The organism is Acidovorax sp. T1, from assembly GCF_002176815.1.
Classification (GTDB): domain Bacteria; phylum Pseudomonadota; class Gammaproteobacteria; order Burkholderiales; family Burkholderiaceae_C; genus Acidovorax.
The window spans coordinates 3,862,930-3,876,216 of record NZ_CP021648.1; the positions used below are offsets into that span (position 1 = coordinate 3,862,930).

9 protein-coding genes and 2 pseudogenes are annotated in these 13,287 nt (G+C 63.4%); 6 read left to right on the forward strand and 5 right to left on the reverse strand.

Features of this window, described 5'->3' with window-relative positions; all coding sequences use genetic code 11:
• Positions 1-4: 4 nt before the first annotated feature.
• Both CCX87_RS17960 and CCX87_RS17965 read right to left on the reverse strand, forming a co-directional pair.
• A complete protein-coding gene (locus CCX87_RS17960; RefSeq protein WP_087747932.1) occupies positions 5-943 on the reverse strand; it encodes a biotin--[acetyl-CoA-carboxylase] ligase in 939 nt (312 codons plus the stop codon).
• On the reverse strand, positions 940-1,530 hold the full coding sequence (locus CCX87_RS17965) for an SET domain-containing protein (RefSeq protein WP_087747933.1): 591 nt from the start codon (positions 1,528-1,530) through the stop codon (positions 940-942). The genes CCX87_RS17960 and CCX87_RS17965 overlap by 4 nt, the downstream gene beginning before the upstream one ends.
• Positions 1,531-1,649: 119 nt before the next feature.
• On the opposite strand from CCX87_RS17965, the gene CCX87_RS17970 reads away from it, so the two are divergent.
• Entirely contained in the window at positions 1,650-4,562 is a 2,913-nt protein-coding gene (locus CCX87_RS17970; RefSeq protein WP_087747934.1) for a DNA topoisomerase III, read from the forward strand.
• Positions 4,563-4,652: 90 nt separating this feature from the next.
• Positions 4,653-5,429, forward strand: a complete 777-nt coding sequence (locus CCX87_RS17975; RefSeq protein WP_087748467.1) for a tyrosine-protein phosphatase — start codon at positions 4,653-4,655, stop codon at positions 5,427-5,429.
• 498 nt (positions 5,430-5,927) lie between these two features.
• Here CCX87_RS17975 and CCX87_RS17980 read toward each other — a convergent pair.
• A pseudogene (locus CCX87_RS17980) lies at positions 5,928-6,695 on the reverse strand (Fic family protein); the annotation flags it as partial.
• Positions 6,696-6,905: 210 nt separating this feature from the next.
• On the opposite strand from CCX87_RS17980, the gene CCX87_RS17985 reads away from it, so the two are divergent.
• The 3 genes from CCX87_RS17985 to CCX87_RS17995 are packed head-to-tail and all read left to right on the forward strand — an operon-like array spanning position 6,906 to position 10,501.
• Complete coding sequence (locus CCX87_RS17985; RefSeq protein WP_143218395.1) at positions 6,906-8,423, forward strand: CHASE2 domain-containing protein; 1,518 nt, start codon at positions 6,906-6,908, stop codon at positions 8,421-8,423.
• Positions 8,424-8,831 carry a hypothetical protein gene (locus CCX87_RS17990; RefSeq protein ID WP_087747936.1) on the forward strand — a complete coding sequence of 136 codons (408 nt, stop codon included), beginning with the start codon at positions 8,424-8,426 and terminating at the stop codon, positions 8,829-8,831.
• Positions 8,832-8,845: 14 nt separating this feature from the next.
• The gene (locus tag CCX87_RS17995) at positions 8,846-10,501 is read left to right on the forward strand and encodes a M48 family metalloprotease (protein ID WP_157667144.1); all 1,656 of its coding nucleotides are present in this window, start codon (positions 8,846-8,848) and stop codon (positions 10,499-10,501) included.
• Between the two features lie 160 nt (positions 10,502-10,661).
• Here the strand turns inward: CCX87_RS17995 and CCX87_RS18000 are convergent.
• Positions 10,662-11,638 (reverse strand): IS5 family transposase gene (locus tag CCX87_RS18000; protein WP_232476443.1). Its coding sequence is split into 2 segments (ribosomal slippage): positions 10,662-11,183 and positions 11,186-11,638, totalling 975 coding nucleotides; the frame shifts between segments, so codons are not numbered across the junction.
• 13 nt (positions 11,639-11,651) lie between these two features.
• Here CCX87_RS18000 and CCX87_RS20965 point away from each other — a divergent pair.
• Positions 11,652-11,825, forward strand: a pseudogene (locus CCX87_RS20965) (methylmalonate-semialdehyde dehydrogenase (CoA acylating)); the annotation flags it as partial.
• 104 nt (positions 11,826-11,929) lie between these two features.
• Here the strand turns inward: CCX87_RS20965 and CCX87_RS18005 are convergent.
• A complete protein-coding gene (locus CCX87_RS18005; protein WP_087747938.1) occupies positions 11,930-13,285 on the reverse strand; it encodes a TolC family outer membrane protein in 1,356 nt (451 codons plus the stop codon).
• Positions 13,286-13,287: the final 2 nt, after the last annotated feature.

The following is a 13,287-nucleotide window of genomic DNA, read 5'->3' on the forward strand; positions in this document are numbered from 1 at the left end:
TCTCTCAATGGGGGCGCGTGGCCGCGGGCCGCACGCTGATTTCAGAACTGGTGATGGCCTGCATGCCCTGCGCGGTGTGCACCAGCAGCGCGCCGTCTTCGGCCACGCCATGGGCCGTGCCGGCTTGCCCATCGCTCAGCGCCACGGCCCGGCCCTGCAGCACGTCGCGCCTGGCAAAGCGCGCCTGCATGGGGGCAAAGCCATAGGTTTCAAACGACTGCAGCATGGCCACCAGCGGCGCCGCGATGCGCAGAAGGGCCGTGGGCGCGTCCAGGCCGGGTTCCACGTCCTGCAGGCTGCCGGGCGGCATGCTCAGGCCCTCGGCGCTGCGCGGCAGCACATTGATGCCAATGCCCACCACCACATAGCGGGCGCTGGAGGTGCGGGCCGTGGCAGCCGCGTGGGGCGTGACAAAGCTGGCGGTCTCCACCAGGATGCCGCCCAGCTTGCGCTCGCCGCCCGCGCCGCCCAGCCACAGGTCGTTGGGCCACTTGAGGCCAATGCGGGCTGGCTGGTCGCTACCCACGGCAGGCAACACGGGTTGCAGGCTCTCGGCCACGCTCACGCCCACGGCGAGCGACAAACCGGACCAGTCCTGGGGCTCCAGCGGCAGGCCCAAGGACATCATGAGCGATGGCATGGCCCCCACGCTTGCCGCTTCGCCTGCGGCGCGGCCCCCCAAGGGGGCCTTCGCAGCTTGGGGCGGCCCGGCGCTGCTCACGTCCACACCGCTTTGCCACACCCGCCCCAGCCGCCCGCGCCCGGCGGTCTGCTGCTCGGCCACCAACAGGGTGGGCTCGTGCTGGCCGTTGCGCGCACGGCGCATCAGCTCGGTGTTGGTGGAGTCGATGGTGGGCAGCACCTCGACGGTAAAGCCCGGCAGCAGCGGTGACACTGCCTCCCAAATGGCCTCGGCCGGCCAGCGGATGGGGGCGGCGCTCACTGGCTGCGGCCTCGCGGCTTGGCCTTCCGAGGAGCCTCAGCGGCCTTGGTAGCTTTAGAGGAAGACGGCTTGGACGGCGGCAACGGCACCGGCGGCGCCCAGCCGCGCTTGGGCGCCAGCAGCGTGCCCCGGCAGTTGGTGCTGCCGCACCAGCAGGGGTATTCGGCCTTGAGCTTCTTGGTGTAGCGCTCTTCGATGATCAGGCCGTAGTCGTAGTTCAGCTCTTCGCCCGCCTTGATATTGCGCAGCGCGGTGATGAAAATGCGGCCGTCCCGCTCGTCGGCGTAGCAGTTGGGGTTGCAGCTGTGGTTGATCCAGCGTGAGGAGTTGCCGCCGAACTTGGCATCAATCACATGGTCTTCATCGACATGAAAGTAGAACGTGTGGTTGGGTTGCAGGGGGTCGTGCGGGTGGCGGTCCTGCGCCTCCTGCCAGCCAATCACTTCGCCAGTGTATTCGACAAGGACTTCGCCCTCTGCAATATCCTGCACGGCAAAAACGCCCTTGCCGTGCACGCCCGAGCGCCGGGTCTGAATGCGACGGCCCTGCGTGGGGGTTGGGGTTGCAGGCGGTGCGGTGCGGGGCATGGCAAAAACTCTGTTAACTTGAATATGCACACATGCGCGTGCGCGTGTACGCGTGAGGCAACGAATTGTAGAAGCGACCGGCCGGATGCCGGACAGCCAGACTGGCGAGAAACCAAAAAATGACCAAGACCCTGGTAATTGCAGAAAAACCTTCAGTGGCGCAAGACATCGTGCGCGCACTGACCCCCGTGGCCGGCAAGTTTGACAAGCACGAAGACCACTTCGAGAACGAGCGCTATGTAGTCACCAGCGCCGTCGGCCACCTGGTGGAAATCCAGGCGCCCGAAGCGTTCGACGTGAAGCGCGGCAAGTGGAGCTTTGCCCACCTGCCCGTGATCCCGCCGTACTTTGACCTGAAGCCCGTGGACAAGACCAAGAGCCGCCTGAACGCGGTGGTCAAGCAGGCCAAGCGCAAGGACGTGACGCAGCTCATCAACGCCTGTGACGCGGGCCGCGAGGGCGAGTTGATCTTTCGCCTGATCGAGCAGTACGCCGGCGGCAGCAAGCCGCTGGGCAAACCCGTCAAGCGCCTGTGGCTGCAGTCCATGACGCCCCAGGCCATCCGCGACGGCTTTGACGCCCTGCGCACCGAGCAGCAGATGGCCGGCCTGGCCAGCGCCGCGCGCAGCCGCTCCGAGGCCGACTGGCTGGTGGGCATCAACGGCACGCGCGCCATGACGGCGTTCAACTCGCGCGACGGCGGCTTCTTTTTGACCACCGTGGGCCGGGTGCAGACGCCCACGCTGTCGCTGGTGGTGGAGCGCGAAGAAAAAATCCGCAAGTTCGTGAGCCGCGACTACTGGGAAATCCACGCCACCTTTGGCGCGCAGGCCGGTGAATACCCCGCCAAGTGGTTCGACCCGAAGTGGAAGAAAGGCGAGGATGTGGAGATGCGTGCCGACCGCGTGTGGTCCGCCGCCGAAGCCACGGCCATTGCCAACGCCGTGCGCGGCAAGCAGGCCACGGTCACCGAAGAGAGCAAGCCCACCACACAGGCATCGCCCCTGCTGTTCGACCTGACCAGCCTGCAGCGCGAGGCCAACGGCAAGTTCGGCTTTAGCGCCAAGACCACGCTGGCCCTGGCGCAAAGCCTGTACGAGCGCCACAAGGCCCTGACCTACCCGCGTACCGACTCGCGCGCGCTGCCCGAAGACTATTTGCCAGTGGCCAAGCAGACCTTCGAGATGCTGGCCGATGTCCAGTCGCATGGCATGCGCCACCTGGCGCCGCACGCGCTCACGGCGCTGAACAACAACTACGTGCGCCCGTCCAAGCGCATTTTCGACAACAGCAAGGTGAGCGACCACTTCGCCATCATCCCCACGCTGCAGGCGCCCAGTGGTTTATCGGAAGCCGAGCAAAAGCTGTACGACCTGGTCGTGCGCCGCTTCATGGCGGTGTTCTTCCCGAGTGCCGAATACACCGTGACCACCCGCATTTCGACAGTGACCCCGCACAGCTTCAAGACCGAAGGCAAGGTGCTGGTCAAACCCGGCTGGCTGGCCATCTACGGCAAGGAAGCGGCCGATGAAGTAGAAGGCGGCAAGGACGGCGACAAGGGCCAGAACCTGGTGCCCGTGCAACCCGGCGAGATGGTCAACACCCTGCAAGTGGACCCCAAGGGCCTCAAGACCAAGCCGCCCGCACGCTACTCTGAAGCCACGCTGCTGGGCGCCATGGAAAGCGCCGGCAAGCAGATCGACGACGAAGAACTGCGCTCGGCCATGCAGGAAAAAGGCCTGGGCACCCCGGCCACGCGCGCGGCCATCATTGAAGGCCTGCTGACCGAAAAATACATGCTGCGCGAAGGCCGCGAGATCATCCCCACGGCCAAGGCCTTCCAGCTCATGACGCTGCTGCGCGGGCTGGAGGTCGAAGAGCTCTGCCGCGCCGACCTGACCGGCGAGTGGGAGTTCAAGCTCTCGCAAATGGAAAAGGGCCTGCTCACGCGCGAATCCTTCATGGCCGACATCGCCGCCATGACCGAGCGCATGGTGAAAAAAGCCAAGGAATACGACCGCGACACCATCCCCGGTGATTACGCCACGCTCGAATCGCCCTGCCCCAACTGCGGCGGTGTGGTGAAAGAGAACTACCGGCGCTTCGCCTGCGTGGGCAAGGCAGGCAGCGAAGGATGCGGCTTCAGCTTTGGCAAATCGCCCGCCGGCCGCACCTTTGAAACCGCCGAGGCCAACGCCCTGCTGCGCGACAAGAAAATCGGCCCGCTGGAAGGCTTCCGCTCCAAGGCGGGCTGGCCCTTCACGTCCGAGATCGTCATCAAATACGACGACGAGGCGCACAACTACAAGCTCGAATTCGACTTTGGCGACGACAAGAAGGGCGAAGAATCCGGCGAGCTGGTGGAGTTTGCCGACGCCGCGCTGGGCCCCTGCCCCATCTGCGGCTCGGAAGTGCACGAGCACGGCAGCAACTACGTGTGCAGCAAGGCCGTGCCCACCGCCGCGCAGCCCACGCCCAGCTGCACCTTCAAGAGCGGCAAGATCATCCTGCAGCAGCCCGTGGAACGCGAGCAAATGCAAAAGCTGCTGGCCACCGGCAAGACCGATCTGCTCGACAAGTTTGTCAGCATGCGCACCCGCCGCGCCTTCAAGGCCCACCTGGCGTGGGACAAGGAGGCGGGCAAGGTCAACTTTGAGTTTGCGCCCAGCAAGTTCCCGCCGCGCCCCGGCGCCGCTTCAAAAACAATAGCTACTAGCGCAGGCAGGACAAACGCTGCAGCCAAAAAGACCACAAAACCCGCCGCCGCAAAGAAAGCCCCGGCCACCAAGGCACCGCGCAAGGCAGCCGCCGGCAAGGCCCCCAGCGCCGCCCTGGCCGCAGTGATCGGCAGCGAGCCCGTGGCCCGGCCCGAGGCCGTGAAAAAGATGTGGGAATACATCAAGGCCCACAACCTGCAAGACCCCAAGGACAAGCGCACCATCGTCGCCGACGACAAGCTGCGCGCCGTGTTCGGCAAGGACAGCGCGGGTATGTTCGAGCTGGCAGGCATCCTGGGCCAGCACCTGGGCTGAGCGGCACCCGCGTGACACGGCCTGTCACCCGCATGGGCTAAGCTGGGGCATCGCGTGTCCACACGCTTTGCCCAGCCCAACGCCCTCGCCATGCCACTGCAGCAACACCATCACACGCCTTCCGGCGGTTCGTCCCGCACCCTGCCCTTTGCCGGCGTCACCAACTTCCGCGACCTGGGCGGCTACACCGGCCATGGCGGTCGGCAGGTGCAATGGCGGCGGCTCTTTCGCTCCGACCACCTGGCGGGCCTCACCGCGCAAGACCAGGCCCTGCTGGCCAATCTGGGCGTGGCCCGCGCGGTGGACTTTCGCGGCCGCGCCGAAAGCGCCGCCAACGCCTACACCCTGCCCGGCGTGGCCTACCACCCGCTCGCCATCGAACCCACCGTGGTGCAGCGCGCGCTCGAGTTGCAACGCACCGGCCGCCAGCTCACCGCGCAAGACGCCGTGGCGCTGATGCAGGAAACCTACCGCGGCTTTGTGCACGACAACGCCCCGCGCTTTGCCGAACTGTTTCGCCTGCTGCTGGCCAGCGACGCGCCCACCGTCATCCACTGCACCGCCGGCAAAGACCGCACCGGCTTTGCCGCCGCCCTCATCCTGCTCACCCTGGGCGTGCCGCGCGACGTGGTCATGCACGACTACCTGCTCACCAACGCGCTTTACCAGCGCCCGCCCGGCATGGGCAGCCACGCGCCAGAGGAAGTGCTGCGCGTGCTGTGGCGCGTACAAGAGGACTTTCTGGACGCCGCGTTGCACAAGGTAGACACCGAGTTCGGCGGCCTGCAGGCGTATTTGGTGGACGTGCTGGGGGTGAATGCCGCTGCGCAACGGGAGCTTGCGATGCGGTATCTGCAGGCAGCGTGATGCAGTCGATGGCCGTCGCCGGTTGCGTACAACATGCGGCAAACTCAAGCCAATATTTGGCAATGTCCATCGCCTCCACCTTTTTGACGGATCGCCAGGCCAAGCTCTTTACCTGGCTGTTCCGCCAATCCACGCGCAGCTTCACCTCAGCGAGCTGCGTCAGCTGACGGGCCTGGGCAGCGCATCGGTACAAACCGGACTCAACCGGCTCCCGGCGCGCAGTGGCATCTCCATCAGCGACATCCTCAAGAGCTACCTCGGCTTGCTGTGCCTGGGCAAGAGTCAAAAGGGCCTGCAGATGCTGCTGACCAGAAAGCCTTTGCCGCCTGACTGGGCGCGCGTGCCCCGCGCCACATTGCCTGGCCCATGCGCCCACGTTCTCCAGCTCCAGCTCGCCGAAGGATTTGCGGCGCAGCCAAGCGTTTGGGGAGGGGTTGACTCTGCAATTTTGATAGCTGCTCGCGCTTATGCCATAAGCGCTAGCAGCCAATTTACCCCTCAAACATTGGCCGAATCCGCCTCTGCCTCCGGCCACAGCTGCGGAAACATGAAGCGCAGCGCGTGCTGCGGCAAGCCAAAGCGCACCTTGCCTTGGGGCGAGTCGGACTTGAGCAGGCCGCGTTTGACCAGTGCGCCCAGTGCGTCGGTGGCGCCCCGGTCGCTCATGCCCAGCATGGCTTTGAATTCGCCGCGCGGCATTTCTTCGCCACTCAAAAACAGGTAGTGCAGGCCGCGCAGGGCCTCTTGGCGCACGCCCTGTTTGAGCACGGTGGCTTCAAACACCAGGCAGGCTTCGATACGGGTTTTGATGGCCTCAAAGTCCAGCAGGCCGGCCATGAAGCGGACTTGGTCCAGGCAGGTGTCCAGCACGTAGGTGGCCCATGCAATCAGGGCCTGCTCGCTCAGGTTGCCGCGCCCGTCCAGGTCGCCCCGGCGCAGGCTGTCGGCGTCGGCCAGCAGCGCGTAGTAGCGCTCGGTGCTACGGGCAAAGCCCCGCAGGGGCGACCACAGCCCGCCGGTGTAGCCCATCGCGGTGAGCCAGGTGTGGGTGTGCAGCCGCATGACGCGGCCGTTGCCATCGACAAAGGGGTGCACCCAGCCCAGCCGCTGGTGCGCGCAGGCCAACGCTACCAAAGCCGCCTCGCCACGGCGCACGCCGCCATAGAACGCTGCCCAGCGCTGCAAAAACAGGGGCACAACGGCATGCGCCGGTGCCACATGCTGGCCCACACGCACGTCGCGCTGGCGCAGTGCACCGGGGGCGATGGGTAACGCAGTTGCCAGCCAAGATCAGGCGTTGGTTGGCAAGAGGTGATCCAACGCCGGTGCGTGGGGCAAGAGCTATGGTTTTGATAGCTGCCATCGCTTATGGCCAGACAAATTGGAATCTGACCCCAATTATCGGGACATCAATGATTAATCCAGTTGTGTCATCATGTAACCCATTTTGTTGCGTGATCGACCATAGAGGTTCTTTTGAGTCTGTATTCGTCTTTGAAGCTTTGGCGCCTTGCTGCAGAAGCCTTTTTGGCGATTGTTGTGGCGTTTCTCATGCTGGCAATCATGCCCAAACTGATGCCAAGCTCGGATCTCATGACCCATCTGACTGCGCGCAGCCAGGCAGCGCTCGTCGGCAACTATTACCCCATCCAACAACGTGACAACGTCACCGTTTTGTTGATTGACGACAAGGCGCTGGCTGACCTGGAGCAGGGTTGGCCGGTTCCCTATGCCACCCATGCGCGCTGGCTGTCCAATTTGGGCACCTTGTACCAGCCGCGCGCCGTGTTCCTTGACATCACGTTCACACAGGCGCGCAAAGACGAGACGCTGCCCCAGCTTGTTCAGGCCTTGTGCCGCCTGCGTGATCAGGGTGTCCCAGTATTTCTGGCGGCGTTGCCAGACCCTCAAACAGGTCGGCTTGCGGTGCGCAGGGGCCTGGACAGCCCTGCCGGTGAGCGCCCTTGTTTTACTTTGGTGGGTGTCAATTACCAACCGCACCAAGTGGACCGTCTGGTCTGGAGCTACCCACTGTGGACGGCCAACCCGGGGGCGGGCAGTGCGATGGTGGATTCGCGCAGCGGCGCCCTGGCAATGGCGCAAGACGTTGCGGGGCTCGATGTCCCGCGCTTTGACGAGCCCATGGCCCTGACATGGGGTGTCAACAACCAGGACATTCGGCGCTTTGGCGAATGGTGCCGGTTTGCCGGCTCAGTGGCCGAGGAACTCATCCCTCCCGGGCTTCGTGCGCTTCATGCGGGCGAGGAGGTGCTCAAGCCCATCTGCCCCTACAGCCGTTCGCTGACCGTGAGTGAGCTCAAGCCACAAACCGAAGAGGACGAGGCCAGGTTGCATGCCTTGTTGAACGGCAAGTTCGTGATCATGGGCGCTGCGATCAGCGGCACCAACGACATGATCACCTCGCCCGTGCATGGGCCGATTCCCGGTGTCTTTATGCATGCCATGGCCCTGGACAACTTGCTGACCTACAACGGCCATTACAAGCGGGCGCTTGAATGGCAACTGCCACCCGCCTGGCCTCTGTTCTGGATGGGTCTGGTGGTGGTGCTGACGGCCCATGCCCTGCACATGGCTGTCTGGCAACCTCTGAGAAAGCGCACATTGGCATGTCAGAAAAGGATTGCCGAACGCTGTCCAGATTCGCGCCAGATTTTTTTCAGCACGTCAGAGCTCAGCGAGCTTGAATCGAAAACACCATTTAAAAAACCTTATTCGGCAGGGTTTTTACGCCAAATGGCGGCGAAGCTGGCCCGTCTTGTCGGTCTGGTAGTGCTTCGGGTGGCGCGCATTTTTGTGTCATCGGTTGTCATCATGGGGCTGGTGGTGTGGATGCAAAAGTGGTTTGACATCGGCACGCTGCCCATCGTTGATTTGGCACTGATGGCGCTGGTTGCGGAGTGGCTGGGTTGGACAGCCCACGTTCTCGATTTTTTCCCGTGGCGCAACCACACCCCCTCACTTCAGGAGAAATGAATGTCCCTCAAGTCCGTTGTCACCCTTTGCGCCTCGCGCGTTCTGCGTTTTGCTGGCGTATCGGCCGCCGCTGTGGTTTTTGTGACAGCGTCCCCGACAGTGGCCGCCCAAAACACGGAAGGCAAACAGATCACGGCGGCCAGCGTGAAGCAGTTGCCGCTTTTTGCGCAGCCCGGCGATGCCACCCCTGCCAAGACGGTGACCCCCGATGGCATGCCATGGCCCATTCTGGAAGAAAAGCAGGATTTTTTCCGCGTGAAGGTGGGGGGCGCTGATTTCTGGGTGGACAGCATGCAGGTGCGTGCGACACGCAGCGTGAGCGCCCAGTGCACCGTGTTGGCGGGCAAGGCCGCAACGCCCGTGGGCGCAACGCCTGGTGCGGGCAAAGATGCCTGTGCAGTTCGGTGAGGGAGATGCCTTTCATGAAGCGCCCCCTCGTTCGTCGCGGCGCGGTGCTGGCCATGTGCACCGCAGTTTTTTTGCTGTCTGCTTGTGAAACCCTGCCGGAGGCGGGCAAGAAGTTGAGCGAACTGACGGGGATCAAACCCGCCATTCGCGTGGGAGAGCTGCCGCCGCCACCGGCTGCCCGTATCTGGCCAGATGCCGCGCTGGATGTACTCAACCAACGCGCTCGTGGCTACGGTTTGGTGGAAATGCCAGAAATGCAAACCTACCTCAACGGCTTGCTGCAAAAGATCAAGCAAGCGGCCGGGGTGCCAACCTGGCCGGGCGCGGTGTACATCACGGCGGCCACGGATCTTGAGGCCTACTGCACGGGGGCTGGCAACATTTACGTGTCGCTGCCGTGGTTGCGCTCCATGGAGTCGGAAGACGAAATGGTTGCGCTGCTCGCCCATGAATGGGGGCATGTCTACATGGACTCGCACCAGCTGGAATCCACCATCACCACCAGCGATGAGCTTGCAAAATGGACCGGCGTGGGGGTATTTCTGGCGCGCAAGGCCGGTAATGCCGCTGGCTGGACGGCCGTTGACAGCGTGCTGGCAGCCTACGAAGTGGGCAAGAATACGCTGGCTCCTGCATGGGGGCGCAGCGATGAAGAAGACGCTGACGCGTTCGGTGCGACCGTCAGCATGCAGATGGGCTATTCGTTTCCCAGTGGCTACAAGGCTTTCCTGGAACGCATGGCGACATGGGACGCCGAGAATGAAAAACGGCGCGAGGCGGAACGCGCGTCGATATTGCAGCAATTGAAAAATGCTTCGGCGGACAACGTGCGCAAGCAAAACAGCGCAACCAAAGATGCTCAGATCAGTTTGCAGGATGCACAGATCAACCTGAATGCCAGCGTGATTGAAATGGGCCACAACATATCCGGCAGTTGGGCTGACTTGCTCAAAAAGGTTGGTCAAACCCACCCCGATGTTGAAGCGCGCCTGGCGTCACTCGTTGCGCAAGTTCAGCCGTTGATGGCTGGCAAGCCCCGACCTGCAGCAACCACACAGCCCTGGCGGCGCGCACTGGCGCAGCCACGCACGGCGGCGGTGCTGATCAACTACCAGCGTGCAGCAGATGCCCAGGCTGCGTTGCAACAACAAGACTTTCGTGCTGCACGCAAACTGGCGCTTGAGGCCGCCAGCGGCCCTACGGCACAACATGCGCTGCCGGTGCTGATGCTGGACCTGACCGAAATCTACGCCGAAACCCAACCCGCTCCGGCACGGCGCGCGCCGACTCGTAGCGCCGCGGTTCAGCGCCATGTGGATCCGTTGGACAGGAATCTCCGATCAGAACCGGACCGTGCCTGGCGAATTTATGTCACGCGGGCCAACAAGTTGCTCGGCGCGGGCCAAAGCACTCAGGCGAAGTCCGTGATGAGCGAAGGATTTGCTTACTTCGACAATGCCCCTGCTGCCTGGCCGGACGCCATTGCCTTTGCGGGACAGGCGCAGGGATGGGACAAAGCCAAACAGCTGGCACAGACCTGCGCGCAGCGCTTTCCAAGCTCGGCAACCCTTTGCAGGAAAGCTGCTGCGTCGCCGCAAGAGGTGGCAGAGGCGGCCCGGCAATCAGAGGCAAAAGCAAAATCAATCACTGACAAGTGGTTCAAAAAATAAGGCGGCCTCACACCCACCCCTTTCAAGGTGTTTAAGGCTACGCTGAACAAGCCGTCGGAATTTGCCGCGCAAACCTGGATGACGCTGTTTTTTGGACTTTGAGGCCTCTCGCGCCGCCCATTTGGGCAGTTCGCAGGGCCTTGAGGCCCGATTTGCGCCCCTACGGGCGCACCTGTCCCAGCAAGCGCCCCCGGGCCAGGTAGATGTTGGCCAGCGCCAGGGCCGTGAATGCGCGTGTGGCGTTCTTGCGAAGGCCGCGATAGCGCACCTTGCAAAAACCCCACAACCGTTTGACCACCCCGAACACATGTTCTACACGAGCGCGGATGCGTGACTTGTTGCGGTTCTTGGCCCGCTGTGTCTCATCGACCATCCCGCCCTTGCGGGTGCGCTGGTTGGTGAAGTCCTTGGCTTGGGGCGCCTTGCCCCGGATCAGTGCCTTCTGGCTGGCATAGGCCGAGTCGCCATACACGCGCTGTTCGTTGCCATGCAGCAGATTGGGCAGAGGGTGTTTGTCGTGCACGTTGGCCGCCGTCACCACGGCGCTGTGCGCCAGCCCGCTTTGGCTGTCCACGCCAATGTGCAGCTTCATGCCGAAATACCATTGCTGGCCTTTGCGTGTCTGGTGCATATCGGGGTCGCGCGCCTTGTCGGCGTTCTTGGTGGAGCTGGGCGCTGCGATTGAATAGTGGCATCCACGATGGTGCCGGTGTTGACCTTGAAGCCGCGCTCCTGCAGTTGCTGGCCTACCTGGGCAAACAGGGCTTCACCCAGTTTGTGCTCATTGAGCAGCTTGCGAAACTTCAGCAGCGTGGTGGCATCGGGCGCGCGCTCGCGGCCCAGGTCAATGCCCACAAAGCGGCGCAGGCTGGCACTGTCGTACAGGACCTCTTCGCACGCCAGATCGGCCAGGTTGAACCAGTGCTGCAGGAAGTGGATGCGCAGCATGCGCTCAAGGCCAATGGGTGGGCGGCCGTTGCCTGCCTTAGGGTAGTGCGGCTCTATCACCTGGCACAGAGCGGCCCACGGCACTATTGTCTCCATGGTCCGCAAGAACTCTTCGCGTCGGGTGGGTTTGCGCGAATGCTCGAATCCGCTGTCTTGATCTGCGGCCATTGCCAAGGTCTGCTGCTTCATCTGCGGATAACGTTTGCCCGTGGCGTATCACTCGTTCGGCGGCTGGAAGCGCAGCCTGTTCGGCGACCTGCACGCCTATGGGCCGGATGCGGTGCGCTTCTATACCAAGCGCAAGACCATCACGCAGCGCTGGCCGAGTGCTGGCGTGCGCGAGGGGGCGGTGTTCAGCTTTCCGAGCAGCCGCTGAATTCGAGCTGCCTCCTGGTCAGAGGCGCCATGCCTCTGCGCCCCAAGGGGCAGGGGCATTTTGATGGAGGCCCCAGCGCACTGCACTGCACTGGGGCTGTGCGCTCAGGGGGCCCTGAGCAATGCATTCACCGTGGCAATGCTCCCGTCCTTGTCGCCCCCAGCCAGGGCCTGCAGGCGCACCCAGGACACCAAGTACAAGTAGCGCGCACGGGCCAGGTCACGCAGGGCCAATTCCTTTTGCTGCTCCGCATTCAGAATGTCCACGAGGGTCCTGGAGCCGCCTTCAAACGAGCGGCGGCTTGACACCACGAGCTGTGTGGCCGACCGTGCGGCCTGTTGCAGCGCATGGATACGCAGGCGGCCTTCGCTGACCCCGCGAAACTCGGTGTGGATGCGCAGGCTTAGGTCTCTGCGCGCGGCTTCCAGCAACTCGCTGGCCTGCACCTGCTCCGCCACCGCCTGGCGCACGGTAGAGTTGACATAGCCGCCCGCAAACAGGGGCACATTCAGCTGCAGGCCAATCACCCGGTTGGTGTAGCTGGAGCTGGGGGTGGTCACGTTCTCGCTGCTACTGCGCGTCCATTGCGCGACGGCATCCAGCGTTGGGAGATGTCCGGCGCGTGCTTTTTCGATCTCCAGCCGTGCCACGTCCAGGCGTGCTTTCTGTTGCCGGATCTCGGGGCTGTTGTCCTCAGCGAGGGCCAGCCATTCCTGCACACTGTGCTGCTCGGGGGTCCAGGCCGAGAACTTGGCTTCGTCCAGCGGGCCGAGTTCATCCACCGGTTGATTAATCAGTACCTCCAGCTGGTGCCGCGCATAGTCCAGTTGCTGCCGGATCTCCAGTTCTTGAGCAACGGCCATGTCCAGGCGGGCCTGGGCCTCATCGATATCGGTGCGTGTGCCGCTCCCGCCCACCAGCAGCTTGCGTGCGGCGTCCAGCTGGGTGATGGTGGTGTTCTTCTGCGCCTGCGCCAAGGCCAACTGGTCTTGTGCCAGCAGCAACTGCAGATAAGCGTCGGTCACGCGCACTGCCAGGTTCTGTAGTTCCCGGTCCAGTTGCGCCCCCACTTCCACGCGCTGTTGATGAGCCTGCTCCACTCCCACAGACAGCGCTTTTCGATAGATGGGCTGCCGCAAGGTAAACGTGGCGTTGTGGCTGGCGTAATTCTCGTCAACCGTCGTTGAACGCCCCAAGGTGTTCCGTTGTGTACGGCTCAAATCATTGCGATTGCGTGCAGCGCTGAACGCAATATTGGGGTATCTCTGTGCCTTGGCCTGCTCGATACGCTCGTCACCCACTTCGGTGGCAGCGCGTGCGGCACGCACAGTGGAGTCTTGCTGGAGCGCCGTTTGGTAAGCCTGCATCAAATCCATGGCGCAGGCAGGTTGGGCCAACAAGGTCATCAATGACGCAATCACCCCACCGGTGCAGCGGGCCGAATAGCGGGATCGTGCCATGC